Origin of the sequence: Micromonospora halotolerans (assembly GCF_032108445.1) — a bacterium.
GTDB classification, from domain to species: Bacteria; Actinomycetota; Actinomycetes; order Mycobacteriales; family Micromonosporaceae; genus Micromonospora; species Micromonospora halotolerans.
Map to the genome: position 1 here is coordinate 3518913 of NZ_CP134876.1, position 26078 is coordinate 3544990.

Genomic DNA, 26078 nt, shown 5'->3' on the forward strand with positions numbered 1-26078 from the left:
TACGCGACACAGTCGCGACAGTCTTGTTCAGTCGCGATGTATCGCGTTATGCTTCTCCCGTCACTCGACGCGCCGCCGATCGGCGCGTCACCGAGGGGAGGACGCCATGACCACCTGGATGGTCGACAGCCCGCAACGGCTCACCCTGGACGAGCCGGTCACCCGGCTGGACGTCCGACTCGTCAGCGGCCGGCTCAACGTGGTCGGCACCGACGGACCGGCCCGGGTCGACGTCACCCGGATCAGCCGCCGGCCGGTCCGCGTCGAGCTGCGCGACGGCCGGCTCACCGTCGGCCACGAGCGGATGCCCCGCTGGCCGGGGATGCTCTGGTGGCTCGGCCAGCTCGGCCGCCGGTTCCGCGCCGAGGTCTCCATCGCCGTCCCCGCGCACGTGCTGGCCGACCTGCAACTGGTGGACGGCTCGCTGGTCGCCTCCGGCCTGCGCCGCGACACCCGGGTCGACGTCACCTCCGGCCAGGTCACCCTCATGGGGCTGCGCGGCCACACCTCCGCGAAGGTCATCTCCGGTCCCGTCGAGGCGCTCGGCGTCGGCGGCGACCTCAACCTGGAGACGGTCTCCGGCGAGCTGATCCTCGCCGACAGCGCACCCGAGCGCGTCCGCGCCCACGCCGTCTCGGGCTCGATCACCTGCGACCTGGACAACCCGCGGGGCAGCGACATCCGGCTCAGCGCCATCTCCGGCAGCATCACGGTCCGGGTCCGCGAGGACAGCGACCTCACCGTCCACCTGCACACCACCTCCGGCCGGATCACCAGCGGCTTCCCGCAGATCTGCGGCGGCCAGCACGGGTTCGGCGCGGTGAAGGACAGCCACGGGGTGCTCGGAGGCGGCGCCGGTAAGCTCTGGGCGTCCGCGACGTCCGGCAGCATCGCGCTGCTCGCCCGCCCCGTCGAGGACGCCGACGACCTGGAGGAGCTGCCGTGACCGCCGTGTTCAGTCACGGGCGGCTCCGGCTCTACCTGCTCAAGCTGCTCGACGACGGCCCGAAGCACGGGTACGAGCTGATCCGCCTGCTGGAGGACCGCTTCCTCGGCCTGTACGCGCCCAGCGCCGGCACCATCTACCCCCGGCTGCAACGGCTGGAGGTGGAACGGTTGGTCAGCCACACCGCCGCCGGTGGCCGCAAGGTCTACGAGATCACCGAAGCGGGCCGGGCCGAGCTGCGGCAGCGCGCCGACGAGCTGGCCACCCTGGAGTCCGACATCACCGCCTCGGTGGAGGACCTCTCCGCGCTGGCCGGCGACATCCGCACCGAGGTACGCGGCTCGGTGCGCGACCTCAAGCGGGAGCTGCGCGAGGCGGCCCGGCAGACCCGGCAGGCCCGCTGGGCGCCCCCGCCGCCGACCACCCGACCACCCGCCAACGGCGGCCCGGGCCGGACCACCGAGTCGCCCCTGCTGGCCGAGTTCGACCAGCGACTGGCCGCGTTCACCGTCGAGGTCGGCGCACTGGTGCGGGCCGGCCGGCTCACCGACACCCAGCTCCGCACGGCCATCCGCCTGCTCGACGGGGCCCTGGACGGGCTCCGCCGGCTGCTCCGCCAGACGTGACTCCGCGGGTGTCTCCCGGTGTGGAGACACCCGCGGCGGCCGGGCCGGCGGGGCGCGGCGGCTCACAGGTTGTTTCCAGGATCCACCCAGCGAGGCCGCAGCCGGAGCGCGGATGATGGGTGCCATGGTGGCTACCCAGACCGAGGCGCGACTGCTCGTCGTGGAGGACGATCCCAACATCCTCGAACTGCTCTCCGCGAGCCTGCGCTTCGCCGGTTTCGACGTCGCCACCGCGACCAGCGGCAGTGCGGCGATCCACGCCGCGAAGGACCACCGGCCCGACCTCGTCGTGCTCGACGTGATGCTGCCCGACCTGGACGGCTTCGAGGTCATCCGGATGCTCCGTGAGGGTGGCACGCGCACCCCGGTGGTCTTCCTCACGGCCCGGGACGCCACCGACGACAAGATCCGCGGGCTGACCCTGGGCGGCGACGACTACGTCACCAAGCCGTTCAGCCTGGAGGAGTTGACCGCCCGGATCCGGGCGGTGCTGCGGCGCACCGCCACCGGCGAGCACGCGCCCTCCCGGCTCACCTTCGCCGACCTGGAGCTGGACGAGGAGACCCACGAGGTGCACCGGGCCGGGCAGCGGGTGCAGCTCTCGCCCACCGAGTTCAAGCTGCTGCGCTACCTGATGCTCAACGCCAACCGGGTGCTCTCCAAGGCGCAGATCCTCGACCACGTCTGGAACTACGACTTCCGCGGCGACGACAACATCGTCGAGTCCTACATCTCCTACCTGCGGCGCAAGGTCGACAACACCCAGCCCCGGCTGATCCACACGCTGCGCGGGGTCGGGTACGTGCTGCGCAAGCCGGCGGCGTGAACGCCGTCCACGACGCGAAGGGCCGGCTGCGCAGCGTCCCGCTGCGGGTGAAGCTGGTCGCCTCGGTCCTGGCGCTGGTCGCCGTAGCGCTGGTGGTGATCAGCTCGCTCACCGCGTTCTTCCTGCACAGCTACCTGGTCGGGCGGGTGGACGACGAGCTGACCTCCTACCTCGCCCGGGTCGAGGGCTCGCTTCCCAGCGCCTCCGCCACCGAGAACGCGCTGCCGAGCGACTACATGGTGGTGGTCGCCAGCCAGCGGGCCGGCGGCGGCGACCTCGCCTACGACCGTTCCTTGAAGCGGGAGGACCTGCCCGGCTCGCTGAACCAGCTGTCCTGGTACCAGCAGCACGCGAACCAGGGCGCCTTCACCACCGACGCCGCCGACCGGAACCTGCGCTGGCGGGTGGTGATCAAGGAGATCGACAACGGGCAGTACATCGCGGTCGGCCAGAACATGATCGACATCGACATGGCCGTGAAGCAGCTCGTCTGGATCGATCTGCTGGTGGGTGGGGCGGTGCTGATCATCCTGGCTTCGGTCGGGGCCGGCATCGTGCGTACCAGTCTCAAGCCCCTCGTGGAGATCGAGCGGACCGCGGCGGCCATCGCCGGCGGTGACCTGACCCAGCGGGTGCCCGACCCCGAGGAGGGCCGGCCCTGCCCGACCTCCGAGCTCGGCCGGCTCTCCCGGGCCCTGAACGCCATGCTGGCCCAGATCGAGGCGGCGTTCACGGCGCGGGCGGCCTCCGAGGCGGCGGCGCGCAGCGCCGAGGTGAGCGCCCGGGACGCCGCCGCCGCGGCGCAGGCGTCCGAGGCGCGGGCCCGCCGCTCCGAGGAACGGATGCGGCAGTTCATCGCGGACGCCTCACACGAGCTGCGCACGCCGCTGACCACCATCCGGGGCTTCGCCGAGCTGTACCGGCAGGGCGCGGCCCGGGCGCCGGAGCAGACCGCCGGGCTGCTGCGCCGGATCGAGGACGAGGCGTCCCGGATGGGCCTGCTCGTGGAGGACCTGCTGCTGCTGGCCCGGATGGACCGCGAGCGGCCGATCGCGCTGGCGCCGGTCGAGCTGCCCGTGCTCGCCTCGGACGCGGTCCAGGCGGCGCGGGCCGTGGAGCCGGACCGGAGCATCACGCTGGAGATCGAGCCCGGCTCCGGCCCGCTGGTGGTGCTCGGCGACGACGCCCGGCTGCGCCAGGTGATCGGCAACCTCATGACCAACGCGCTCACGCACACCCCGCCGGACACCGCGGTGACCCTGCGGCTGCGGACGGAGCCGGGGAACCTGGCCGTGGTGGAGGTGGCCGACACCGGTCCCGGGCTCACCCCGGAGCAGGCCGAGCGGGTGTTCGAGCGGTTCTACCGGGTGGACGCGGCGCGCACCCGGCGGGCGGGCGGGCCGACCAGCACGGGTCTCGGGCTGGCCATCGTCGCCGCGCTGGTGGCCGCGCACCACGGCACCGTCGAGGTGGCCGAGACGCCGGGCGGGGGTGCCACCTTCCGGGTGAAGCTGCCGCTGCTGCCCGAGGCGCCCGAGCCCGGCGAGTGACTTTCAGAAAACATTCAGGCGGGTTCCAGCCTGGTCGCAGTGCCGAGGGAGAAGGTGGAGTCATGACCGACCACGAAACCGATCCGCAGCGGTCGCCGGTTCCCGCCGACGCCGAGCCGTCGCAGCCGACCGCCGAGCTGCCCCGCGCCGAGAGCGGGCAGTCGGAGCCCACCGTCACCCCGGCCGCCGCGCCGGTTCCGGCCGACTCCCCGGCCGCCGGAACCACCGCCCCCGCCGGACACACCGAGGCGGGCACGCCCGCCAGCCCGTACGCGCCGCCGGCGCCCACGCCGTACCCGGGGTCCGGGCAGCCGCAGCAGCCGCACCCCTGGTACGGGGCGCAGCAGCAGGGCGGCTGGGCGCACCAGGGCGGCACCGGCTACCCGTCGCAGACCGGCGGGCCGGTTCCGCCGTACCAGACGCAGCAGCCGTACCAGCAGCACCAGGCCGGGCAGCAGTACCCGCAGCACCAGGCCGGGCAGCCGGTCCCGCCGTGGGGCCCGCAGCAGCCGGCGCGGCCCAGCCGGGCCGGGAAGTTCATCGGCGCCGGGGCGCTCGCGCTGGCGCTGATGCTCGGCTCCGGCGTGGCCGGGGGCGCGCTCGCCCTCGCCCTCGACGGCGACGGGACCGTGACCCGCACCTACACGGCCGCTCCCGTGCTCAACAGCGCCGACCTGCCGAAGATCGCGGCCGCCGTCCAGGACAGCATCGTCACGATCATGACGGACAGCGGTGAGGGCTCCGGGGTGATCCTCAGCGCCGACGGGTACGTCCTGACCAACAACCACGTGGTCGCCTCCGCCAGCGGCGACACGGTGAAGGTGGTCTTCGCCGACGGCAAGACCGCCCAGGCGAAGATCGTCGGCACGGACCCGAAGACCGACCTGGGCGTGGTCAAGGCCAGCGGCGTGAGCGACCTGAAGGCCGCCAAGTTCGGCGACAGCGACGCCATGCAGGTCGGCGACCAGGTGCTCGCCCTGGGCAGCCCGCTCGGCCTGCAGGGCTCGGTCACCGCCGGCATTCTGAGCGCCCGCGACCGCACCATCCAGGCCGGCGAGGGCGGCCAGCAGCAGGCCCCGCAGCAGGGCGCCAGCTCGATCTCCGGCCTGCTCCAGACCGACGCCCCGATCAACCCGGGCAACTCCGGCGGCGCGCTGGTCAACACCCGGGGCGAGGTGATCGGCATCAACACCGCCATCGCCACGGCCGGGCAGGGCAGCAACGGCAACATCGGGGTCGGCTTCGCCATCCCGAGCAACAAGGCCAAGGACGTGGCCGAGAAGCTCCAGCGCGGCGAGAAGGTCAGCCACCCGTCCCTCGGCGTCAGCGTGGCCGCCGCGGAGGACGGCGGCGCGCTGGTCTCCGACGTGGTCGCGGGCAGCGCCGCCGACAAGGCCGGGCTCCAGCGGGGCGACGTGATCACCAAGTTCGGCGACAAGGTGATCAACGACTCCAACGACCTGGTGGGCGCCGTGCAGGCCGGCAAGGTCGGCGACCGGGTCGAGGTCCAGTTCAAGCGGAACGGTTCGGCCGAGACGGCAACCGTGACGCTCGCCGAGACGTCATAACACCAGACCTGCCTCCTCCACGGGCGGCGGGTGACGGAGCCAAGGGGGTTGGTTCCGTCACCCGCCGCCTATTTTCGTGCCTCACCCGGTCCGGGTGAGCCGGGCTCACCCCGTCCGGCGGCACCCTCGGGACATGACGACCACCTCCGCCGTCCGCACCGACCAGGACATCCAGCGGGACGTGCTCGCCGAGCTCGACTGGGACGCGCAGACCCGGCCTACCGAGATCGGGGTGACCGTCGCCGACGGCGTGGTCACGCTGACCGGTCAGGTGGACAGCTACGCCCGGCGCTGGGCCGCCGAGCGCTGTGCGCACCGCGTCCGCGGGGTCCGCGCGGTCGCCAGCGACCTGGAGGTGCAGTTGCCGGTCGCCGACGAGCGCACCGACGCCGACATCGCGATCGCCGCCAGCCGGGCCCTGGAGTGGGACAGCTTCGTCCCCGCCGAGCGGCTGGACCTGACGGTCGCCGACGGCTGGGTCATGCTCCGTGGCCAGGTGGAGTACGGCTTCCAGCGCCGCACCGCCGAGCGGGAACTGCGCCGGCTGCGGGGCGTACGCGGGGTGACCAACCTCGTCGAGGTGCGCCCGCCGACCCCGCCCAGCGACGAGCAGAACCGCCGGGACCTGCAGCGCCTGCTGTTCCGACGGACCGGCACCGAGCGCATCGAGGTGCGGGTCAGCGGCGACACGGTGGTGCTGGACGGGGTGGTCCGCCGGTGGTGGCAGCGGGAGGAGGCGGAGCGGGCGGCCTGGGCCACGCCGGGCGTGCGCGAGGTGCACGACCGGCTCGTGGTGGCCGGCTGAGCCGCCGTTTACCGCTCGGAGCGCCGGGAAACCGCCGCCGGTCACGTACGCCGGGGGACCCATCGGGGAGGACTCGTGGCCGTGAACCAGCCGCCGTCGGACCGTACCCGGACCGGGCACCTGCGGCTCGCCATGGTGGTGCCGCCCTGGCTGTCCGTGCCGCCGGCCGGGTACGGCGGCCTGGAGCACCTGGTGGCCGGGCTGGTCGACGCCCTGGTGGACCGGGGGCACGCGGTGACCCTGTTCGGCGCCGGCCGGGAGAACGGCACCGCCGGTGACTTCGTCTCCACCTGCGCGGACCTCCAGTTCCACCGGCTCGGCGAGTCGCTGCCCGAGCTGGCCCACCTGGCCCACGTGAACCGGCTGGTCGACCCGGCCGACTTCGACCTGGTGCACGACCACAGCACCATCGGCCCGCTGCTCGCCGGCCGCCGCCGGGTGCCCACGGTGGCGACCGTGCACGGCAACCCGGTGGGCGAGTACGGCACCGTGCTGAGCAACACCGACGAGGGGGTGGGCCTGGTGGCGATCTCCCACGCCCAGCGCGAGGCCAACCCGGACCTGCCCTGGGTGGGCACGGTGCACAACGCCATGGCGCTGCGGGAGGTGCCGCGCAAGCGGGGCCCCGGCCGCGGGCCGGTGCTCTGGCTGGCCCGGTTCAGCCCGGACAAGGGCCCCGACGTGGCGATCCGCGCCTGCCGGGCGGCCGGCCTGCCGCTCACCCTGGCCGGCAAGTGCAACGAGCCGGCCGAGCGCCGTTACTTCGAGCAGGTGGTCGAGCCGCTGCTGGGCGAGGACGTCACCGTGGTGCTCAACGCCGACCGGGAGGCCACCCAGCGGCTCCTGTACGACGCCCGCTGCCTCATCATGCCGATCCAGTGGGCGGAGCCGTTCGGCATGGTGATGGTGGAGGCCATGGCGACCGGCACACCGGTGGTGGCGTTGCGCCGGGGCGCCGTGCCGGAGCTGGTCCGGGACGGGATCACCGGGTTCGTCCGCGACCGCGCGGAGGAACTGCCGGCCGCGCTGCGCGATGTGGCCGGCCTCGACCCGGCCGACTGCATCATGCACGTGGCGCAGCACTTCTCGGTCGAGCGGATGGCCGCCGGTTACGAGGCGGTCTACCGGTCCTTCCTCGCCGACCGGGCCGCGTTCGCCGGGCGGCCCGAGGCCGCGCCGGTCACCGCCGGCTGACGTCTCAGGTGCGTCCCGTCGCCAATTCCGCGGCGGCGTCGTCGAGCTGGCGGGCGTACTCGGGGCTGATGCTGCCCTCGCGCCGCCGGTCGGCGATCTTGTCGCGGAGCCGGTCCACGGCGCCGGTGAGGGCGCCCTCGCCGGTCGCGGCGCTGGCGTTGCGCAGCAGGTTGCGCAGGTCCACGCCCACGTCGTCGCGGATCTGGCCGGCCGCCAGCCCGGCCTCGATGAGCCCTTCCACCCGGTGCGCCGCCTCGCTGAGGTCGCCGCCGGCGGGCGGGGTCGGCGCGCCGGTCGCGGGCGGGCGGCCGGTCGGCCCCGGCGGCTGGCTGGTGGCCGGCCCGTCGCGGCTCGGCGTCGCGGTGGACGGCACCACCACGGGCCCGGCGGTCGGCGCCGACCGCGACGGCGCCTGCCCGTCGGGCAGCAGCGCGGGCACCAGCAGGGCGGCGCCGGCGACCACCACCACGCCGGCCGCGACCAGGGGCAGCGCCCGGCGAGGTCGGGACGCCCCGGTGGGGACGGGCGTGGGGTGCGCGGGCTCGGCCGGTGGTCGGGGCGGGGCGGGCAGCGCGGGCAGGGTCACGGTCGGGGAGAGCATGGTGGCGGCCTGCGGGTCGGCGGGCAGCAGCTGGTCGCGGAGCACGGCCGCCACCTGGTGCGCGGTGGGCCGCCGGCGCGGGTCCCGGGCCAGGCAGCGCAGGCAGATCTCCGCGACCGGCGCGGGCAGCCCGGGTACGCCGTCCAGCGTGGGCGCGGCATCCTCGGCCAGGGCGGCGCTGAGCTGCTCCCAGGTGTCCGCCGCGTACGGCGGCTGCCCGGTCAGCGTCTCGAACAGCAGCACACCCAGCGAGTAGACGTCGGTGGCCGGTTGCGCCGGCGCCCCGTCCAGCCGCTCCGGCGCCACGTACGCCGGGGTGCCGAACGTGCCGCCGTCCTCGTCCTCGTCGGGCGCGCCGACCCGGGTGGCGATGCCGAAGTCGAGCACTTTCGCGCCGACCCGGGTCATCATCACGTTCGACGGGGTGATGTCCCGGTGCACGATGCCCAGCCGGTGCGCGGCGGCCACCGCCTCGGCCACCTGCGCGCCCGTCTCCACCGCCGCCGGCCAGGGCAGCGGCCCCTCGGTGAGCCGGTGTTCCAGCTCCTCGCCGCTCAGCAGCTCCATCACCACGAACGAGGTGATCGAGCCGTCCGGCGCCACCGTCTCGCCGTAGTCGTGCACGGCGGTGACGTGCGGGTGGACGAGCTGGGCGGCGGAACGGGCCTCCTCGCGCACCATGTCCCGGAACCGGGCGTCGGCGGCGAGCGAGGGGGCGAGCACCTTCACCGCCACCACCCGGTCCAGCACCTCGTCGCGGGCCCGCCAGATCACCGACATGCCGCCGGCCCCGATCTGGTCGATGAGCCGGTACCTGCGGGCCAGCAGCCGGCCGGCGTGCAGCGTCGCCTTCACATCGCACCTGCCTGGGCTTGGGAGCGCTATCAGGTTGCGGGAATGTGTCCGGCCTGTCAACGGGTGTCCGTTCTCCGGTCGCGATCCGCGCCGTGCCGGTCGCGCGCGGTGACGGGGCGACCGGCCCCGACCGGCTCGGCGGGGCGGACTGTGCGGGGCGTGCCAGGATGAACGGCATGGCAGGCGGTCCGGTGGCGTTCGTGCTCGGCGGTGGGGGAGTGCTCGGCGCCGTCGAGGTGGGCATGCTCCGGGCCCTGTTCCGGGCCCGGATCCGGCCCGACATGGTGCTCGGCACCTCGATCGGCGCGGTCAACGGCGCCCTGGTCGCCGCCGACCCCAGCGAGGCGGTCACCGACCGGCTGGTCCGGCTCTGGGCCTCGCCCGAGGCGAGCGAGGTGTACGGCGACTCGGTCGCCCGGCAACTGCGGCGTTTCGCCGCGCGTACCCACCTGCACTCGCCCCGGCCGCTGCGCCGGCTGCTGGAGAGCGAACTGGGCGAGGAGACCACCTTCGCCGACCTGAAGGTGCCGTTCCGCTGCTGCGCCGCGAACATCGAGCGCGCCGCCGAGCACTGGTTCCACAGCGGACCGGTGGTGCCGGCCGTGCTCGCCTCCGCCTCGGTGCCGGGCCTGCTCCCGCCGAAGGAGATCGACGGCCAGCACTACATCGACGGCGGGGTGGTGAACTCCATCCCGGTCGGGGAGGCGGTGGCCCTCGGCGCGCAGCAGATCTTCGTGCTGCAGGTGGGCCGGATCGAGCGCGAGCTGAGCCCGCCCCGCCGGCCCTGGGAGATCGCCCAGGTGGCCTTCGAGATCGCCCGCCGGCACCGGTTCGCCCGGGAGATGGCGGCGCTGCCGGAGGGGGTGGAGGTGCACGTGCTGCCGACCGGCGGCCTGGAGCCGCGCGACGACAGCCCCTGGGCGTACCGGGACATCGCGGCGGTGGGGCGGCGGATCAGCCGGGCGTACACGGCCTCCCGCCGCTACCTGGACACCGCGCTGGAACGCTGATGCCGCTGCCGCCACGGTGGGTACGCCGGATGCTGCTCGCGCCCGGCGTGGTGCTGCTCGCCGTCGCCGTGGTGACCACCCTGCCGGCCTGGGCGCTGCTGGCCCTGGCCGCGTCGCCGCTGGTGCCGGGGCACCTGCGCCCGCTGCGGCTGCTCTGGATCGGCACCGTCTACCTGATCTGGGACGCGACCGCGCTGCTCGCCCTCTTCGTGCTCTGGCTGGCCTCGGGCTTCGGCGCGCGCAAGCGGTCGCCGGCCTTCCAGCGGGCCCACTACGTGCTGGCCGGCCACTTCCTGCGGGTGCTGTTCTGGCAGGCCCGCTGGACCCTGCGGCTGCGCATCGACGTGGTCGGCACCGACCCGGACACCGCCCTGCCCGGCCGGCCCGAGCTGGTGCTCTGCCGGCACGCCGGGCCGGGCGACTCGTTCATCCTGATCCACGCGCTGGTCAACTGGTTCCACCGCGAGCCCCGGATCGTGCTCAAGGAAACCCTCCAGTGGGACCCGGCGATCGACGTCCTGCTCAACCGGCTGCCCAACCGGTTCATCGCACCCGGGCCCGACGGGCGGGAGTCCGCGATCCGGCAGATCGGCCACCTCGCCACCGGCCTGGACGACGACGACGCGTTCGTGATCTTCCCGGAGGGCGGCAACTTCACCCCGAAGCGCCGGCTCCGGGCCATCGCCCGCCTGCGCACCCTCGGCCTGGAGCGGATGGCACGGCGCGCCGAGCGGATGCGGCACGTGCTCGCCCCGCAGCCGGGCGGGCTGCTCGCCGCCCTCGACGCCGCCCCGGACGCCGGGGTGGTCTTCGTGGCGCACACCGGGCTGGACCAGATGCTCACCGTCGCCGACGTGTGGCGCGAACTGCCGATGGACAAGCGGATCGTGATGCGATTCTGGTCGGTGCCGCCCGAGGAGGTGCCGGTCGGCAAGCAGGAGCGCATCGACTGGTTGTTCGACTGGTGGGCCCGGATCGACACGTGGATCGCCGCCAACCGCAACGGGGCGCCCGCGGCCGCTGACTGACACCGGTTCGGTGCGCGTGCAGCGACCGGCCCGAACGCCACGTAGGGTGCGCTGGTGGAGCAGATCTGCGTGGTGACGACGGTGGTGGACGCCCGCTCCGTCGCGGACGTGCTGGCGGCCGCGGCCGTCGCCGGTCGGCTGGCGGCGTGCGCCCAGGTCGGCGGGCAGGTGGACAGCACCTACTGGTGGCAGTCGGCGATCCAGACCACCGCCGAGTGGTCGATCCAGTTCAAGACCGCGCCGGACCGGGTGGACGCGCTGGTCGACCAGCTCCGCGCCAACCACCCGTACGAGGTGCCGGAGATCCTGGTCACCCGGGTGGAGAGCGGCAACCCCGACTACGCGGCCTGGGTGCACGACCACACCCGTCCCTAGGTACGCCTACTCTGTCTCCCCGCCCCGCCGCTCAGGATGCTGGCGGGGTGGAGAACACCGGCTACCCCTGCCCCGGCTGCGGCGCCCCCGCCGACCTCGCCTCCGGCTGTCCCGGTTGCGGCCGTCCGCCGTACCCGCCCGCCGCCGAGGTGGTCCGGCTGGACCACGAGATCGCCGAGCTGGCGCCGCGGGTCGAGGCGGCCCGTTCCGCGTACCAGGAGCTGTCCGGCCGGCTGTCCACGGCCCGGCAGCGGCGTGCCGACCTGGCCGCCCGGATCCGCCTGGAGATCCCGGCCCCGCGCCCGGTCCCGGTCGCGCCGGCGGTGCGCCCGCAGCCGGCCGCCGTCCCGGCCCGCCCCGGCGGGGCGGAGACCTCCACCCGGGCCGTGCAGAGCCTGCTCTTCGTCCTCGGTGGACTGCTGCTCGGCGCCGCGGCGGTGGTCTTCACCGCCGTCGCCTGGGCCGCGTTCGGGGTCGCCGGGCGGGCGCTGATCCTGCTCGCCTTCACCGCCCTGGCCCTCGCCGCGCCGCTGGTGGCCCGGGCGCGCGGGCTGCGCGGCGCCGCCGAGACCTTCGCGGCGGTGGGGCTGCTCCTGGTGCTCCTCGACGGCTACGCCGCCTGGTCGGTGGACCTGTTCGGGGTGGCCGGCTGGCCGGGGAGCCGGTACGCGGCGCTGGTCGGGGGGATCGGCGCGGCGGTGGCGGCCGGGTACGCGCGCCTGAGCCGGTTGACCGTGCCATGGTTCGCGGCGCTGCTGACCGCCCAGCCGGTGCTGCCCCTGGCCGCGGCGGCCGCCGAGCCGTCCGCCGCCGGCTGGGCGCTGGTCCTGACCGCGCTGGCGCTGGGCGACCTCGTGGTGGTGGTCGCCCTGCGCGGCCGGGTCGGGTCGGCCGGCCCGTCGGGTCCCGGTGCCGGTCCGGTGGCCGGTCCGGTGGTCGGGGTCGGGTTGGCCGGTGGGGGGCCGGTCCAGCCCGACCCGGGGGCGGGGACCGGGGAGCGGCGGCCGGCGGGGGCCGGCCGCCGCACCGCCGCCCCTCCCGGTCCGGCCCGGTGTGCCGTCCGCGCTGCTGGCCGGGTGGGTGCTCGCCTGGGCCGGGCACGGCGTCGCGCTGGCCCTGGCGGCGGGCTGCGCGCTGGTGCCGCTGGCCCTCGGGCGGGCGGCCGGGACGCCGCTGCTGGCCGGCGGTCCGCTGCTGGTGGTGGCGCTCGCCCTGGTCGCCGGGGCCCGGGCGGCGGGCGGCCGGACCTACCGGGTGGTCACCGCCGGGCTGCTGGTGCCCGTGCTGGCCGCCGCCCTGATCCGGCCGGTCGCGGCGCTGCGGCCCGGGTTGCTGCTGCTGGCGGCGGGTCTGGTGGTGGTCGCGCTGGCCGGCGCGGTCCGGGCCCTGCCGGCCGGGCCGCGGACCGGCCCGCGACTGGGCGCCTTCCTGGTGGCCGCCGGTCTCGGCCAGGTCGCCACCGTCCTCACCGGACTGGTCGCCACGGCCACCGCGGCCGCCTCCTTTCCCGCCTGGCAGGGCGGGCGGGCCGCCGCGGTCCCGTCCTGGGGGTGGCAGCTGCCGGTCGCCGTGCTCTGCACGGCCGGCGCGGTCGCCCTGCTGGCACCCCGGGCGGCCCGGCCGCTGATCGGGGTGGTCGGTGGCGCGCTGGCCGTGCTGGCCGCGCCGGCCGTGGCGGCCACCCCGTGGCCGCTGGTGCTGGTCGCAGACCTGGTGGCGGCCACCGCGCTGCTGCTGATGGCCGTGGCCCGGCCCCGCCGCCGGTACCTCACCGTGCTGGTCACCGCGTTCACCGCGGCCGTCCTGCTCGGGCACGCCCTGCTGGTCGGCTGCGCCGCCCCGGGCGGCGCGGGCGCCGTGCTCGCCGTCCTGGCGGCGCTCGGCCCGGTCGTGGCGGCGCGGGGCCGCCGGGGCCGGGGCGCGCAGCCGGTCGTCGCCGGGGTGGCGCTGGCCGTGGCGCTGCTCGCCGTACCGGCGGGGGCGGCCGTGGCGCTCTTCGGCCTCGGCGCGCCGCCCTGGTGGCAGCTCCGGGGCGCCACCGCCGCCGTCGCGGTGCCGGTGGTCGCCGTCCTCGCCGTCCGTCGCCACTGGCCCGACCTGCACGGGTACGCCTCGACCGGCCTCGCCGTGGCGCTCGCGGCGGTCGGCCTCGGGCCGCTGGCCCTGGTGGCGGGGGAGCCCGTGGCGCTCTACGCGGCCGCCGGTGCGCTGCTGGCGCTGGCCGCCGGCGGCGGCGTCCGGCCCGGTCCCGCCCCGCGGGCGGTCGGCTCCGTGCTGGCCGGCCTGGCACTGCTCGCCGCCGCCCCGGCCGCCCTGGCCGTGCTCCTGGACCTGCCGGTCCGGCCCTGGTCCGGGGTGCCCGCCGTCGAGCCGGCGCCGGGGGCGGGGCGCGCCGGGCTGGTGTTGCTGCTGCTCGGGGCCGCCGCGGCGGCGTACGCCTGGATGGCGCCCGCGCCGGGTGACCGCGCGGCGGCGGACGCGCCGAGCTGGATCAGCCGGAGCGGCGACCGGTGGCTGGCCGCGCTGGCCGGGCTGCCGTTCGGCGCGGTGGCCCTGCCGGTGCTGCTGGCGGCGGCCGGCGCGCCGTGGCCCGTGGTACCCGCGCTGGTCTTCGGGACCGGGGTGGCCGCGCTGCTGCTGGCCACGCTCGCCGGCCCGCGCCCGGCCGCGCCGCTGGTGCTCCTGCCGCTGTGGGTCGCCCTCACCGCTCCCGGGCTGGGTGGGCTCGTCGCCACCCGGGCCGGAACCCTCGCCGGGCTGGGGGTGCTGGTCGTCGCGGCGGCCGTGGTTGGTGCGGCCGGCCGGCCGGCCGAGGCCCGGCTGGCCGGCTGGCTGAGCGCCGTGGCGACGGCCACCGGCTTCGCGGTCACCGCGGCGCTGGCCGGCGGGTTGCCGCTGCGTACCTCCGGGTTCGCGGTGCTGGCCGTCGCGGCGGTGACCCTGCACGCGGTGCCGGCGCTGCGCGCCCGGACCGCCGGCGCGCCCGGACCGGCCCAGCCGGCGGGTGGGGCGGCGGCCGGGCCGGCGGAGGCGGCGCGGGCGGCCGCTCCGGCCCGCGCGGGCGTGGCGGTCGGGGCCGTGGCGCTGGAGGCGGCGGCGCAGGCGGTGGCGCTGCTGGCGCTGCTGCTCACCGGCGGCGCGCTGCGGCACGCGGCGGCCGTCTGCGTGCTGTGGGGCGTGGTGGTGGCCGTCCGGGTGCTGCGCCGGAGCGAGACGCCGGCCCGGCGGTGGGCCCTCGCGGCGGTCGCCGGGGGCAGCGAGCTGCTCGGCGGCTGGCTGCTGCTGGCCGCCGGCGGGGTGGCGGTGCTGGAGGCGTACACCCTGCCGGCGGCGGCGCTCGCCCTCGGCGCGGGCCTGCTGGCGCTGCGGACCCGGCCGGGGCTGAACAGCTGGCTGGCGCTCGGCCCGGGGCTCGGCGCGGCGCTGCTGCCCAGCCTGGTGTCGGTGCTGGCCGCGCCGGACGCGCAGCCGGCCCGCCGGCTGACCCTCGGCCTGGTGGCGCTGGGCGCGGTGCTCGGCGGGGCGGTCCGGCGCTGGCAGGCGCCGGTCCTGCTGGGGACGGCGACCCTGGTCCCGCTGGCCCTGCACGAGCTGGCCCGCGGCTGGGACCTGCTGCCCCGCTGGATCTTCCTCGGCCTGGGCGGCCTGGCGCTGATCGCGCTCGCCGCGACCTACGAGCGGCGCCGGCGGGACCTGGCCCGGCTCCGGGCCGCGGTGGGCGGGATGAGGTAGGGCTAGCACCACCCCGGGCTGGGGGGTTGCCAGGATTACTTACCGCAGTCATTCCCCGAAGAATCGGTTACACAGAGTCGTGTCGCCGGCGTGGCGCGCGAACCGAGGAGCGGGGGAGCGGATGACCTCATCGACGTTGACGGCACCGGCGGAGACCCGGCGGGGCAGCGACTACGCGCGGCTGTCCCGCCGGGTCGCCGCCGCCGGCCTGTTCGACCGGCGACCCGGCCGGTACGCGGCCCGGATCGCGCTCACCCTGGGCGCCTTCCTGGCCGGCTGGGCCGTGGTGGTGGCGGTCGGCGACTCCTGGTGGCAGGTGCCGCTGGCGGCGCTCATGGCGGTGGCCACCACCCAGGTGGCGTTCCTCGGGCACGACGCCGGCCACCGGCAGATGTTCCGCCGGCGCGGGCCGAGCGAGGCCGCCGGCCTGGTCACCGGGAACCTCGCGGTCGGGCTGAGCTACGGCTGGTGGGTGGACAAGCACAACCGGCACCACGCCAACCCGAACCACGCCGACGAGGACCCGGACGTCGGGGCGGGCGCGCTGGTCTGGACGTACGAGCAGGCGGCGGCGACCCGCGGCCTGAGCCGGTGGATGGCCCGGCGGCAGGCGTGGCTGTTCTTCCCGTTGCTGCTCCTGGAGGGGCTGGCGCTGCACGTGGCCAGCGTGCGGGCGCTGGTCGGCCGGGAGCCGGACGGCCGGTGGCGCACCCCGGTCCGCCACCGCGCGGTGGAAGGGGTGCTGCTCCTCGCGCACACCGTCGGCTACCTCGGTCTGCTGTTCGCGGTGATGTCGCCCGGCAAGGCGCTGCTCTTCGCGGCCGTCCACCAGGCGCTGTGGGGCCTGTACATGGGCTGCGCGTTCGCCCCGAACCACAAGGGCATGCCGATGCCCACCGCCGAGGACGAGCTCGACTACCTGCGCAAGCAGGTGCTCACCTCGCGCAACGTGCGCGGCGGGCGGTTCGTCGACGTGGCGCTGGGCGCGCTCAACTACCAGATCGAGCACCACCTCTTCCCGAACATGCCCCGGGCCAACCTGCGGCGTGCCCGGCCGATCGTCCGCGCCTACTGCGCCGAGCAGGGCATCCCGTACGCGGAGACCGGGCTGGTCGAGTCGTACCGGCAGGCGCTCGCGCACATGCACGAGGTGGGCCGGCCGCTGCGGCAGGGCTGAGCCGCCGGTGAGCGACGAGGCTCGATTTCCGGCGTGCGTCGCGGGGCGCCGGTCGGGGCTGCCGGTAGGGTCGTCGCATGGCAGACCTGCTCACCGCGGCGGCGGTGCGAGCCGAGGCGGGGCGGCCGGCCCCGGCCCGGCGGACCCACGACACCGTCCGGAGCGCGGCATGAGATTCGAGATCAGCAAGGTGCTGGACGCCATCGAGGGTCGGGTCTGCACCGATCCCTCGCTGGCCCGGGCGGTGGTCGACCTCGCCGAGGTGATCCGCTGGCAGGACCTGGACGGCGGGCGGCCGGCCAGCCTGCTGCGGCTCGGCATGGTGATCGACGCGCTGTCCCGGCAGATGGAGGAGGACAGCGTCCCGGTCTACGCGATCGTGCACCGGGCCCTGCTCTCCGACGCGGACCTGACCTCCAACGAGCGGATGGTCGTCCGGCGGTGGGCCGACGACGGCCTGGTCGAGGTGCTCGACCACCCCGGTGACCGGATGCTGGAGGTGGCCGACCTGCTCGGCCTGCCGGTGCTCACCCGGGTCCGGTTCGACGGGCTGGGCGGCCGGTGGCCGTGGCTCGGCCAGGCCGGCCGGGTGCTCGCCCCGGTGCCGGGCGCCGGCGGTCCCGTCTTCATCGCCCATGTCGGCGGCGGGCAGACCCCGGCCACCGGCAGCCGCTCGCCGGTCGGCGCGAAGCTGCTCGCCCGCCAGTGGCGCTGCCCCGAGCCGGGCTGCGCGCTGTTCGGCGGCGGCGGGGGCGGGGGTGCCTTCGCCGACCTGGCCCGGGTGGACCGCGCCCCGGCCGGGCAGCCGCCACCCACGCTGCGCAACGGCGTGCCGACCTGCCCCCGGCACGGCACCCGGCTCGGTGACGCCGGGCCGCGGCCGCGTACCGCCGTGCTGGCGGTGCGGATCGGCGGGCTGGTCCGGCAGCGGTTCGCGCTCACCGAGAACCAGCCGGTCGCGGTCGGGCGGGCGCCCGAGGCGACCGGCGGGATCGTGCTCGGCCAGTGGCTCAACGACGAGGCGCGGCGCTGGATCAGCCGCAACCACATCCGTCTCGAACTCCGGGTGGGCGAGGTGGTGGTCACCGACACCAGCACCAACGGCTCGGGCGTGCGGCCGAACGGCTCGATGGCCGAGCCGGACCGGGTCGCGCTGGCCCCGCAGCAGTCCCGGGTGCTCGGCGAGGGCGACCTCGTCGAGCTCTATCCAGGCGTGCAGATCGGCCGCGCCGACGCGATGGCCAGCGACGCGAAGTTCAGCCCGACCTCGGTGATGGCCGAGGCGCCCACCATGGCGATGCGGCTGCCGCGCCCCTGACGCGACGCGGAAGGGCGCCGGGACCGTCGTGGTCCCGGCGCCCTTTACTCGCGTACGCGGATCAGCCGGCCAGCACGGCGGCGAGCTGCGCCACCGCGTGGTCGATCTCCTCCTCGGTGATCACCAGCGGCGGGGCGAGCCGGATGGTCGAGCCGTGGGTGTCCTTGGCCAGGACGCCCCGCTCCATGAGCCGCTCGCAGGCCTCCCGGCCGGTCATCAGCGCCGGGTCGATGTCCAGCCCGGCCCAGAGGCCCCGGCCCCGGACCGCGACCAGGCCCTTGCCGATCAGACCGCGCAGGCCGGCGTGCAGCCGCTCGCCCAGCTCGGTCGAGCGGCGCTGGAACTCGCCGGTGGCCAGCAGCCGGACCACCTCGGTGGCGACCGCGCAGGCCAGCGGGTTGCCGCCGAAGGTCGAGCCGTGCTGGCCCGGCTTGAGCACCCCGAGCACGTCGGCGTTCGCGGCGACCGCCGAGACCGGCACGATGCCGCCGCCGAGCGCCTTGCCCAGCAGGTACATGTCCGGGACGACACCCTCGTGCTCGCAGGCGAAGGTGGCGCCGGTGCGGCCCAGGCCGGACTGGATCTCGTCGGCGATGAAGAGCACGTTCCGCTCGGTGCAGACCTGGCGGACGCCGGGCAGGTAGCCCTCCGGCGGCACCACGACGCCCTGCTCGCCCTGGATCGGCTCGAGCAGCACGGCCACGGTGTTCTCGTCGATCGCGGCGGTCAGCGCGGCCAGGTCGCCGTAGGGGACCACGGTGAAGCCCGGCGTGTACGGCCCGAAGTCGGCGCGGGCGTCCTCGTCAGTGGAGAAGCTGACGATGGTGGTGGTCCGGCCGTGGAAGTTCCCCTCGGCGACCACGATGTTGGCCTGGCCCGGGGTCACGCCCTTGACCTGGTAGCCCCACTTGCGGGCGACCTTGATGCCGGTCTCCACCGCCTCGGCGCCGGTGTTCATCGGCAGCACCAGGTCCTTGCCGCAGAGCGCGGCCAGCTCGCGGCAGAAGTCGGCAAACTGGTCGTGGATGAACGCGCGGCTGGTCAGGGTGAGCCGGTCGAGCTGCGCGTGCGCGGCCTCGATCAGCTTCGGGTGGCGGTGGCCGAAGTTCAGCGCCGAGTAGCCGGCCAGGCAGTCCAGGTAACGCCGGCCGTCCACGTCGGTCAGCCAGGCGCCCTCGGCCGACGAGATCACCACGGGCAGCGGGTGGTAGTTGTGCGCCGTGTGACGCTCCGCGTCCCGTACCGCGGCGGGCGTCCGCAGCATGTCGTCGATGATCACTTGAGTGCCTTTCCCTGACGGAGTCGCAACGTGCAGCACTTCGGTCCGCCGCCGGCCTTGCGCAGCTCGGACAGGTCGATACCGATGGTCTCGTAGCCCCGGTCGCGCAGCTTCGCGGCCAGGTCGGTGGCCTGCGCGGGCAGCACCACGTGCCGGCCGTCGCTGACCGCGTTCAGCCCCAGCACCTCGGCGTCGGCCATCGTGGCGTGGATCGCGTCGGGGAAGAGCCGGCGGAGCACCGCGCGGCTGCCCGGGGAGAACGCCTCCGGCAGGTACGCCACGGTCCGCTCGTCGAGCACGGTGAGCGCGGTGTCCAGGTGGTAGAAGCGCGCGTCCACCAGCTGCATGGTGATCACCGGGTAGCCGAAGACCTCCTGGAGCTGCGCGTGCGAGGCGTGCGCGGTGCGGAACCCGGTGCCGGCGAGCAGGTGGTCGCCGACCAGCAGGACGTCGCCCTCACCCTCGTTGACGTGCTTCGGGTCGTACATCTCGAAGCCGGCGGCCTCGAACCAGGCCCGGTAGGCGGGCGCCTCGTCGGCGCGCTGCGGGTCGCGGAACTGCACGGCCATGGCCTTGCCGTCGATCACCGTGCCGCCGTTGGCCGCGAAGACCATGTCCGGCAGGCCGCTGACCGGGTCGATCAGCTCGACCTCGTGGCCCAGGTCCAGGTAGGTGCGGCGGAGCTGCTCCCACTGCCGGATCGCCAGGTCGGCGTCGACCGGTGCGGTGGGGTCCATCCACGGGTTGATCGCGTAGTCGACGGCGAAGTACGTCGGCCGGCACATCAGAAAGCGCTGGCGGGTCGCGTCCATCGTCATGTCGTGCTCCCAGGGTCGGGCGCGCCCGGCCACCGTGGCCCACGGGCTGGCGCCGTGGTCCAACGGTATGCGGCCCGGGTAGACGACATCCACCGCCGGAAGTTGCGTTGAGCGACGGATCGTTGCGTCTGCCCGACACTGCACGACCGATCGTTGCGTCCGGGGGCGGCGGACCCCGGACATACTTCGGGGGCGGCGAACCGCCGCCCCCGAAAGAGGTTGCCCGGCCGGTGAACCACCAGAGCTGATCGGGCGTGCCGGCGCTGCGCCGGCGACCGGGAAACTGCCCGTCAGAAGAGATCCGCAAACTGTGAGTCGAGCCACTCCCGGAACCGGCCGACCCAGTCGCCGTCGGTGGTCGGCCAGTCGAACTGGCCGGTCATCGCCACGATGCCGAGCACCACGGCGGCGAGCCCGACGACGATGCCGATCAGCGCGTCGGTCTTGCCGGCCACGTGCCGGCGGCGGGTGGCGATCAGACCGAGCACGGCGAGCACCGCGCCGACCGCGCCGAGGCCGATGCCGTAGCCGGCGAGGGTGCCGGAGAGCACGAACAGCGCGCCGACCACCGAGACGATCAGGCCCAGGGTGGCGAGCAGGCTGGCCCGGGGCCGCTTCGTGGTGACCGGCTCGACCCGCTCCACGGCCGGGTCCCGGTCGACCGGCCGGTCCGGCCGGCCGTCGCGGTCGAGGTCGACGGTGCGCTCCGCGGCCGGTTCCGGGTCGGCCGCCGGCTCCACGGGTCGGGAGCCCACGTCCGGCCGGTGGCCGGTGGCCGCGCGGGCCGCCGCGGCCCGGTCGGCCGCGCGCCGCCGCGAGTCCGTGGCGGGCTCGCCCTCGACGGGCGGGACGGCGTCGCGGGCGCGCTCGCCGTCGGTCGCGGTGGCGGCGCTGCGGTAGGTGGTCCGCTCCGCGTCCCGGTCGGCGACCACCGGCCGCTCGTCCACCCGGTCGCGGTCGTCGACCACCCCGTCGCCGTTGACGTCATCGGTACGCGCCGGACCGTTCCGGCGGGACAGAATCTTCACTGGGACACCTCCTGATCTCCGGCGCGGAGACCGCGCGTGACGCTCCTGAGGTACCCCGTGGCGGACACGTCGACACCCGTCGACATCGCCGCCGCTCCTGGTCGGCGGTGTCCCGCCCGGCGGGCTACCGTTGCCGTCGTGCCAGAGGGACACACCATCCACCGCCTGGCGGCCCGGCACGCCGAGCTCTTCGCCGGTGACAAGGTGCACGCCGCCAGCCCGCAGGGCCGCTTCGCCGAGGGCGCGGCCCGGCTCACCGGCACCGTCCTGGACGGCACCGAGGCGTACGGCAAGCACCTGCTGCACCACTACGCCGGCGAGCTGACCCTGCACGTCCACCTCGGGCTCTACGGCAAGGTCACCGACGGCCCGGGTGAGCCGCCGCCCCCGGTCGGGCAGATCCGGCTTCGGCTGACGAGCGACCGGCACTGGCTGGATCTGCGCGGGCCGACCGCGTGCGAGCTGCTCACCCCGCCCGAGGTGGCCGCCCTGCGCGACCGGCTCGGTCCCGACCCGCTGCGCGCCGACGCCGACCCCGAGCGGGCGTACGCCCGGATCCGGCGCAGCCCCACCCCGCTGGCGGCGCTGCTGCTGGACCAGTCGGTGGTGGCCGGCACCGGCCTGATCTTCGTGGTCGAGGCGCTGTTCCGGGCCGGGCTGCCGCCGCTGCTGCCCGGGCGGAACCTCACCCCGGCCGGCTGGGCGGAACTCTGGGCCGACCTGGTCGCGCTGATGACCGTCGCCGTCGAGCGGGGCCGGATCGACACCGTGCGCGACGAGCACCTGCCGGAGGCCATGGGGCGGGCGCCCCGGGTCGACCGGCACGGCGGCGAGGTCTACGTCTACCGCCGGCCGGGCGATCCCTGCCACGTCTGCGGCACCGAGGTGAGCCGGGGTGCCCTCGCCGGCCGCAACCTCTACTGGTGCGCCACCTGCCAGGCCCGCTGACCGGTCCGGTCAATTGACGTGTGCCACCTGCCGGCCGGGCTGACCGGCCCGGTCAGCCGACGGCGCGAAGGGTGCCGTGCCGGCGGTGCCGGAGCCCCTCGACGGCCTGCGCGGTCGCCTCGTCGGCGGGCAGGAGCACGACCAGTTCCTGGGCGTCGGTGCTCGGCAACTCCAGCTTCTCCCGGTGCCAGCGCAGCTCTCCTACGGCGGGATGGTCGAGCCGGAGCGGAACCTGTGGCGGCGGCAGGTGCCGTTGGAGCCGCCGGGTGAACTCCGGCCCGGCGACGGGGGCGAGTTGGACCCTGAACCACTCGGAGCTTTCCGCGGAGGGCCCGAGCCACAGGTCGAAGGCCCGCTCGTCGGCCACCTGGTCCCAGTCGGGGAACACGCTCCGGGCGCGCGGATCGGTGAACACGAAGCGGGTCAGGTTCGGTTCGTCGGTGTCGAGCAGCCCGATCCCGCCCATGACCAGCCCGAACCCGCCCGTGTGCGCGAGCACGTCGCCCAGCCGGTTGGTGACGAACGCCACCCCGGGTTCGAGCAGCCGGAGGGTCTCCCGCACGGTGGGCCGTACCTCGCGGTTGGGCGGCGCCGGCGGCCGGTGCCCGGGGCAGCCCCCGCCGGTGATCTTGGCGAGATAGCGCAGGTGGTGGCGCTCCCCGGCGTCGAGGCTCAGCCCGTCCGCGAGGGCGTGCAGCACCGCGTGCGAGGGGTTGCGGTCCCGGCCCTGCTCGATGCGGGTCAGGTACTCCACGCTGATCCCCGAGCGGGTGGCCACCTCCGCCCGGGTCAGGCCGGGGGAGCGGCGCCGGCCCCGATCGGGCAGGCCGAAGGACTCCGGCTGGATGCTGTCGCGCTTGGCACGGACGAAGTCGCCCAGTGGCGTACCCATGGGTGGGGAGTCTAGGCCGGATTCCGGCCGCACCGGCCGGCGCAGCGTGGCCCTGCGGGGGCCAGCCTGCGCCCGGTCTGGTTGCCGCCGTCGCGACGGCGGACCGTGGACCGCATGAACGAGAAGCACAGGTTGGTCATTGTCATCGGAAGCGTCCGCGAGGGCCGGTTCGGGCCGGTCATCGCGTCCTGGGTCGCCGAGCGGGCGCGCGAGCACGGCGGGTTCGACGTCGACGTCGTCGATCTCGCCGAGGTCGAGATCCCGCTGGCGCTGCCGGAGGTCTCCCCGAAGTACGCCGGCGACGCGTACCCGCGCCCGGCGGCGATGGCGCCGCTGACCTCCCGGCTGGCGGAGGCGGACGCGTTCATCATGGTCACCCCGGAGTACAACCACAGCTACCCGGCCGCGCTGAAGTCGGCCATCGACTGGCACTTCAGCCAGTGGACGGCCAAGCCGGTGGCCTTCGTCAGCTACGGCGGGGCGGCCGGCGGCCGGCACGCCGTCCTGCACCTGGAGAACGTGCTCACCGAACTGCACGCCGTGACGATCCGCGACGGGCTGGCCTTCCCGAACTACTACACGTCGTGGCAGGAGGGCCAGCCGCTCGATCCGGCGGCGGCCGGCTACGCCAAGACCCTGCTGGACCAGCTCGCCTGGTGGGCCGGGGCCCTGCGGGCGGCACGCGAGGCGGTCCCGTACCCGGCCTGACCGTGGCGTCCCGTGGCGTGGCCGGTCCCCGCGGACCGGTCATGCCACGTCGAGCAGCCAGCGGACCGTCTCGATTTGCTGGGGGAACACCTGGTCCTCCCCGATGCTCCAGGCCAGCGTCTGCCCGACCGCCCAGCCGCGGACCCGTTCCCGGTCCAGACCCAGCTCGGCGCTGAGCCGGTCGAGCCGGTGCCGCACCGCCGCCGGCGAGTGACCCAGCTCGGGACCGCGCACCAGCGGCACCACGGCGAACTCCGGCTCGCCGACCAGCGGCTTCGGGTCGATGACCAGCCACGGCTCGCGGCCGGCCGCCAGCACGTTGCCGGCGTGCAGGTCCTGGTTGACCAGCACCTGCGCGCCCTGGCTGGGCGCCAGGTCGGCGAGCATCCCGAGCGCGGCGTCGAGCAGCCGCCGCTCGTACGGCCGGTTCAGGCGTTCCCACTTGGCCGGCAGCCGCTCGGCCCAGCCGGCCGCCTCCTCGGCGAGCGGGGTGAACGGCGGGCCGGCCGGCACGCCGAGCCGGGGGAGCAGCCCGATCGCCACGTCCAGCGCCGCATCGGGGGACAGGCCGTGCAGCGGGGTGCCGGGGTCGCACCGCTCGACCAGCAGCGCGCGCCGCCTCGCGTCGTGGTCCAGCAGCCGGATGGCGCCCCGGCCGGCCCAGTGCACCAGCGCGGTCGCCTCGTGCACGCTGTCGTCGTCCGGGTACTGGAGCTTCAGCACCGCCCGGGTGCCGTCGGGCAGCTCCGCCGGGAGGGCCAGCGACGCGAACGCGTACGCGAAGGGTGGGCCGACCCGCAGCTCCCAGCGCGTGACGCACTCGGCCAGCCGGTCCGGCAGGGTGGCGAGCCACTCCCGGCCGGCCGGATACCGTTCGGTCCAGCGCAGCCCCTCGGGGATCTCCATCCGGCCATCCTGGGTTCCGGTGGCGGTCGCGTACAACCGATTCCGGCGCGATGCCGTCTGGAACAGCGAACCCACGGAGGTGGCCGGATGCCGGACGCATCGGACCAGGAATACATCGAGTACGTCACCGCCCGCCTGCCGGCGCTGCGCCGGCTCGCGTACGGACTGTGCGGCGACCGCGACCAGGCCGACGACCTGGTGCAGGAGACCGCCACCCGGCTCTACCTGCGCTGGGCGCGGATCGGCGAGGTCGAGCAGCTCGACGCGTACGTCCGCACGGTGCTGGTGCGGCACTTCCTCGACACCCGGCGGCGCGGCTGGTGGCGGGTGCACCTGTTCGGCGGCCCACCGGACGTGCGGTCCACCGAGGACCGGGGCGTCGAGGAACGGACCGTGCTGCGCGACGCCCTGGCCGAGGTGCCGCCCCGCCAGCGGGCGGTGCTGGTGCTGCGCTTCCTGCACGACATGCCGGTCGAGGAGGTGGCCCGGACGCTGGGCTGCTCGGCCGGCACGGTGAAGAGCCAGACCTCGCACGGCCTGGCGGCGATGCGACGGCTGCTCGGAGATCGTGAGATGGCAGGCCGGACCGGAGAGGAGCGGTGGGCATGAGGACCGATGACGAACACGTCGCCGAGCAACTGCGGTGGCTGGACGACGAGCCGGCCGGCCCGCCCCGGGTCGACCTGCCGGGGGCGATCCGGGAGGCCCGCCGGCGCCGCCGCAACCGTCGGGTGGCGGCGGCCGGTGCCGTCGCGCTGGGTGTGCTGGCGGTGGCCGCGCTGCCGACGGCACTGGGCGGGAACGGGCGGGCGGCCCCCGCGCCGGCCGCGAGCCCCACCTCGTCGTTGCCCGGACCGCAGCCGACGGGCCCGTGGCAGGGGGTGTGCAGGGCCGAGCTATTGCCCGTGCCGGGCGATCCACGGGCCGCGGTCACCGGCGGCGACCCGGACGGCCGGTGGCTGGTGGGCCGTCGGGCCCCGCAGGGGCAGGGCCTCACGGATCTCGGCCTGCTGATCTGGGAGGGGGACCGGGTCCGGGAGGTCGAGCTGCCGGGATCGATGCAGGAGTTGACGGATGTGAACCGGGCCGGCCTGGCGGTGGGTTCGTCGTGGGGGGCCGGCATGGAGTCGCGGGCGTGGGCGGTACGCAACGGCGAGGTCATCGGCCTGCCCGGGGGGACGGCCCGGGGCGCGACGGCCGTCAACGAGGCCGGGCGGATCGTCGGCTACCGCAACCTGGTTCCCGGGAAACCCTGGATCCAACGGCCGGTGGTCTGGGACTCCTACCAGAGCCGGCCGGTCGACCTGCCACTGCCCGGCCCGGAGTGGGAGGGCGCGGCCATCGGCATCGACGAGGACGGCACGATCCTGGCCGCGATGTCCGACGGGCACCCGGACAAGCCCGCCCGCGCGGTGGTGTGGCGTCCGGGCGCCGCTCGGCCGGAGGTGCTGCCGTTGCCGCGGGTGCCCGGCGGGAAGGCCGACCGGTTCTCGCCCCTGTCGTTGGCCGGTGGATGGGTGACCGGCACCGCCGAACGGGACACCAAGGTGGTTCCCCGGAGCGGCATACCCAGCTACCCGGTGCGGATCGACCTGCGGACCGGGCGTGCGGAGGTGCTGACGGGCGTGCTCTGGGCCGGGACCGGCAACGGTCGGGGCTGGCTGGCCGGGTGGGTCGCCGATGACGTCCCCGGGGTGATCACCGATACGAGGTCGGTGCGGCTGCCCGTGCCGGACGGCTGGCGCGGCGATCGGCAGGGCAGCGTGACCAGTTTCAGCGACGACGGCCGGGTCCTCGGCGGGAAGCTCGGCTCCGACGACCAGGTCCGGCCGGTGCGCTGGACCTGCCGGTGACCGGTCCGGGGGGCGGTCCCGCACCGCCCCCGGAC

The 26078-nt window shown here is 75.5% G+C and carries 24 protein-coding genes and 2 pseudogenes; 18 read left to right on the forward strand and 8 right to left on the reverse strand.

Annotated features, from left to right (window positions below):
* The first annotated feature begins 106 nt into the window (after window positions 1-106).
* The 8 genes and pseudogenes from RMN56_RS16795 (at window position 107) to RMN56_RS16825 (ending at window position 7515) form a co-directional block, all read left to right on the forward strand.
* The gene (locus tag RMN56_RS16795; RefSeq protein ID WP_313718380.1) at window positions 107-946 is read left to right on the forward strand and encodes a DUF4097 family beta strand repeat-containing protein; all 840 of its coding nucleotides are present in this window, start codon (window positions 107-109) and stop codon (window positions 944-946) included.
* Window positions 943-1572, forward strand: coding sequence for a PadR family transcriptional regulator (locus RMN56_RS16800; RefSeq protein ID WP_313718381.1), 630 nt, complete (start codon window positions 943-945; stop codon window positions 1570-1572). Before RMN56_RS16795 ends, RMN56_RS16800 begins: the two co-directional genes overlap by 4 nt.
* A gap of 124 nt (window positions 1573-1696) precedes the next feature.
* Window positions 1697-2398, forward strand: coding sequence for a response regulator transcription factor (locus RMN56_RS16805; protein ID WP_313718382.1), 702 nt, complete (start codon window positions 1697-1699; stop codon window positions 2396-2398).
* Window positions 2395-2560: pseudogene (locus RMN56_RS32675) on the forward strand (two-component sensor histidine kinase); the annotation flags it as partial. The gene RMN56_RS16805 and the pseudogene RMN56_RS32675, both read left to right, overlap by 4 nt.
* Before the next feature lie 272 nt (window positions 2561-2832).
* Window positions 2833-3948, forward strand: a pseudogene (locus tag RMN56_RS16810) (HAMP domain-containing sensor histidine kinase); the annotation flags it as partial.
* 62 nt (window positions 3949-4010) lie between these two features.
* Window positions 4011-5516: a S1C family serine protease gene (locus RMN56_RS16815; protein ID WP_313718384.1), complete on the forward strand. Its 1506-nt coding sequence runs from the start codon at window positions 4011-4013 to the stop codon at window positions 5514-5516.
* 133 nt (window positions 5517-5649) lie between these two features.
* On the forward strand, window positions 5650-6321 hold the full coding sequence (locus tag RMN56_RS16820; protein ID WP_313718385.1) for a BON domain-containing protein: 672 nt from the start codon (window positions 5650-5652) through the stop codon (window positions 6319-6321).
* 75 nt (window positions 6322-6396) lie between these two features.
* Complete coding sequence (locus tag RMN56_RS16825; RefSeq protein ID WP_313718387.1) at window positions 6397-7515, forward strand: glycosyltransferase family 4 protein; 1119 nt, start codon at window positions 6397-6399, stop codon at window positions 7513-7515.
* Between the two features lie 4 nt (window positions 7516-7519).
* Here the strand turns inward: RMN56_RS16825 and RMN56_RS16830 are convergent, their stop codons facing one another.
* Window positions 7520-8971, reverse strand: coding sequence for a serine/threonine-protein kinase (locus RMN56_RS16830; RefSeq protein ID WP_313718388.1), 1452 nt, complete (start codon window positions 8969-8971; stop codon window positions 7520-7522).
* Window positions 8972-9147: 176 nt separating this feature from the next.
* On the opposite strand from RMN56_RS16830, the gene RMN56_RS16835 reads away from it, so the two are divergent.
* From RMN56_RS16835 to cutA, 3 genes are read left to right on the forward strand one after another with little or no spacing between them, the layout of a single operon-like run.
* Window positions 9148-9981 (forward strand): patatin-like phospholipase family protein, encoded by an 834-nt coding sequence (locus RMN56_RS16835; RefSeq protein ID WP_313718389.1) that lies wholly within the window; start codon window positions 9148-9150, stop codon window positions 9979-9981.
* Window positions 9981-11009: a 1-acyl-sn-glycerol-3-phosphate acyltransferase gene (locus RMN56_RS16840; protein ID WP_313718391.1), complete on the forward strand. Its 1029-nt coding sequence runs from the start codon at window positions 9981-9983 to the stop codon at window positions 11007-11009. Before RMN56_RS16835 ends, RMN56_RS16840 begins: the two co-directional genes overlap by 1 nt.
* A 54-nt stretch (window positions 11010-11063) precedes the next feature.
* On the forward strand, window positions 11064-11384 hold the full coding sequence (gene cutA, locus RMN56_RS16845; protein ID WP_313718392.1) for a divalent-cation tolerance protein CutA: 321 nt from the start codon (window positions 11064-11066) through the stop codon (window positions 11382-11384).
* Between the two features lie 61 nt (window positions 11385-11445).
* Here cutA and RMN56_RS32680 read toward each other — a convergent pair whose 3' ends face one another.
* Together RMN56_RS32680 and RMN56_RS32685 are read right to left on the reverse strand one after the other, a co-directional pair.
* A complete protein-coding gene (locus RMN56_RS32680; protein ID WP_376787190.1) occupies window positions 11446-11892 on the reverse strand; it encodes a hypothetical protein in 447 nt (148 codons plus the stop codon).
* A 102-nt stretch (window positions 11893-11994) separates the two neighbouring features.
* Window positions 11995-12411 carry a hypothetical protein gene (locus RMN56_RS32685; RefSeq protein WP_376787191.1) on the reverse strand — a complete coding sequence of 139 codons (417 nt, stop codon included), beginning with the start codon at window positions 12409-12411 and terminating at the stop codon, window positions 11995-11997.
* Between the two features lie 26 nt (window positions 12412-12437).
* Here RMN56_RS32685 and RMN56_RS16850 point away from each other — a divergent pair, with 26 nt between their 5' ends.
* From RMN56_RS16850 to RMN56_RS16860, 3 genes are all read left to right on the forward strand, one after another.
* Complete coding sequence (locus tag RMN56_RS16850) at window positions 12438-15116, forward strand: SCO7613 C-terminal domain-containing membrane protein (protein ID WP_376787192.1); 2679 nt, start codon at window positions 12438-12440, stop codon at window positions 15114-15116.
* Between the two features lie 121 nt (window positions 15117-15237).
* Window positions 15238-16293: a fatty acid desaturase family protein gene (locus RMN56_RS16855; protein ID WP_313718393.1), complete on the forward strand. Its 1056-nt coding sequence runs from the start codon at window positions 15238-15240 to the stop codon at window positions 16291-16293.
* Window positions 16294-16462: 169 nt separating this feature from the next.
* The gene (locus tag RMN56_RS16860) at window positions 16463-17611 is read left to right on the forward strand and encodes an FHA domain-containing protein (RefSeq protein ID WP_313718394.1); all 1149 of its coding nucleotides are present in this window, start codon (window positions 16463-16465) and stop codon (window positions 17609-17611) included.
* A 61-nt stretch (window positions 17612-17672) separates the two neighbouring features.
* Here the strand turns inward: RMN56_RS16860 and rocD are convergent, their stop codons facing one another.
* From rocD to RMN56_RS16875, 3 genes are all read right to left on the reverse strand, one after another.
* A complete protein-coding gene (gene rocD / locus RMN56_RS16865) occupies window positions 17673-18887 on the reverse strand; it encodes an ornithine--oxo-acid transaminase (protein WP_313724763.1) in 1215 nt (404 codons plus the stop codon).
* Window positions 18887-19702, reverse strand: a complete 816-nt coding sequence (ddaH, locus tag RMN56_RS16870; protein ID WP_262284897.1) for a dimethylargininase — start codon at window positions 19700-19702, stop codon at window positions 18887-18889. Before ddaH ends, rocD begins: the two co-directional genes overlap by 1 nt.
* A 296-nt stretch (window positions 19703-19998) precedes the next feature.
* On the reverse strand, window positions 19999-20736 hold the full coding sequence (locus RMN56_RS16875; protein ID WP_313718395.1) for a DMT family transporter: 738 nt from the start codon (window positions 20734-20736) through the stop codon (window positions 19999-20001).
* A gap of 138 nt (window positions 20737-20874) precedes the next feature.
* Here RMN56_RS16875 and RMN56_RS16880 point away from each other — a divergent pair, with 138 nt between their 5' ends.
* Entirely contained in the window at window positions 20875-21684 is an 810-nt protein-coding gene (locus RMN56_RS16880; RefSeq protein ID WP_313718396.1) for an Fpg/Nei family DNA glycosylase, read from the forward strand.
* Window positions 21685-21736: 52 nt separating this feature from the next.
* Here the strand turns inward: RMN56_RS16880 and RMN56_RS16885 are convergent, their stop codons facing one another.
* The gene (locus tag RMN56_RS16885) at window positions 21737-22576 is read right to left on the reverse strand and encodes a helix-turn-helix domain-containing protein (RefSeq protein ID WP_313718397.1); all 840 of its coding nucleotides are present in this window, start codon (window positions 22574-22576) and stop codon (window positions 21737-21739) included.
* A gap of 114 nt (window positions 22577-22690) precedes the next feature.
* Between RMN56_RS16885 and RMN56_RS16890 the strand changes: the two genes are divergently transcribed.
* Window positions 22691-23284, forward strand: coding sequence for an NADPH-dependent FMN reductase (locus RMN56_RS16890; protein ID WP_313718398.1), 594 nt, complete (start codon window positions 22691-22693; stop codon window positions 23282-23284).
* A 39-nt stretch (window positions 23285-23323) separates the two neighbouring features.
* Here the strand turns inward: RMN56_RS16890 and RMN56_RS16895 are convergent, their stop codons facing one another.
* Window positions 23324-24190, reverse strand: a complete 867-nt coding sequence (locus RMN56_RS16895) for an aminoglycoside phosphotransferase family protein (RefSeq protein WP_313718399.1) — start codon at window positions 24188-24190, stop codon at window positions 23324-23326.
* Window positions 24191-24277: 87 nt separating this feature from the next.
* Here RMN56_RS16895 and RMN56_RS16900 point away from each other — a divergent pair, with 87 nt between their 5' ends.
* Together RMN56_RS16900 and RMN56_RS16905 are read left to right on the forward strand one after the other, a co-directional pair.
* A complete protein-coding gene (locus RMN56_RS16900) occupies window positions 24278-24799 on the forward strand; it encodes a SigE family RNA polymerase sigma factor (protein WP_313718400.1) in 522 nt (173 codons plus the stop codon).
* The gene (locus RMN56_RS16905; RefSeq protein ID WP_313718401.1) at window positions 24796-26043 is read left to right on the forward strand and encodes a hypothetical protein; all 1248 of its coding nucleotides are present in this window, start codon (window positions 24796-24798) and stop codon (window positions 26041-26043) included. The genes RMN56_RS16900 and RMN56_RS16905 overlap by 4 nt, the downstream gene beginning before the upstream one ends.
* Window positions 26044-26078: the final 35 nt, after the last annotated feature.

Coding starts and splice junctions, on each gene's coding strand:
- RMN56_RS16840 (WP_313718391.1), top strand. CDS start 9,981: ATGCCGCTGCCGCCACGGTGGGTACGCCGGATGCTGCTCGCGCCCGGC.
- RMN56_RS16905 (WP_313718401.1), top strand. CDS start 24,796: ATGAGGACCGATGACGAACACGTCGCCGAGCAACTGCGGTGGCTGGAC.
- RMN56_RS16895 (WP_313718399.1), bottom strand. CDS start 24,190: ATGGAGATCCCCGAGGGGCTGCGCTGGACCGAACGGTATCCGGCCGGC.
- RMN56_RS16820 (WP_313718385.1), top strand. CDS start 5,650: ATGACGACCACCTCCGCCGTCCGCACCGACCAGGACATCCAGCGGGAC.
- RMN56_RS16900 (WP_313718400.1), top strand. CDS start 24,278: ATGCCGGACGCATCGGACCAGGAATACATCGAGTACGTCACCGCCCGC.
- RMN56_RS16815 (WP_313718384.1), top strand. CDS start 4,011: ATGACCGACCACGAAACCGATCCGCAGCGGTCGCCGGTTCCCGCCGAC.
- ddaH (WP_262284897.1), bottom strand. CDS start 19,702: ATGGACGCGACCCGCCAGCGCTTTCTGATGTGCCGGCCGACGTACTTC.
- RMN56_RS16860 (WP_313718394.1), top strand. CDS start 16,463: ATGAGATTCGAGATCAGCAAGGTGCTGGACGCCATCGAGGGTCGGGTC.
- RMN56_RS16795 (WP_313718380.1), top strand. CDS start 107: ATGACCACCTGGATGGTCGACAGCCCGCAACGGCTCACCCTGGACGAG.
- RMN56_RS16890 (WP_313718398.1), top strand. CDS start 22,691: ATGAACGAGAAGCACAGGTTGGTCATTGTCATCGGAAGCGTCCGCGAG.
- RMN56_RS16805 (WP_313718382.1), top strand. CDS start 1,697: ATGGTGGCTACCCAGACCGAGGCGCGACTGCTCGTCGTGGAGGACGAT.
- RMN56_RS16835 (WP_313718389.1), top strand. CDS start 9,148: ATGGCAGGCGGTCCGGTGGCGTTCGTGCTCGGCGGTGGGGGAGTGCTC.
- RMN56_RS16855 (WP_313718393.1), top strand. CDS start 15,238: ATGACCTCATCGACGTTGACGGCACCGGCGGAGACCCGGCGGGGCAGC.
- RMN56_RS16885 (WP_313718397.1), bottom strand. CDS start 22,576: ATGGGTACGCCACTGGGCGACTTCGTCCGTGCCAAGCGCGACAGCATC.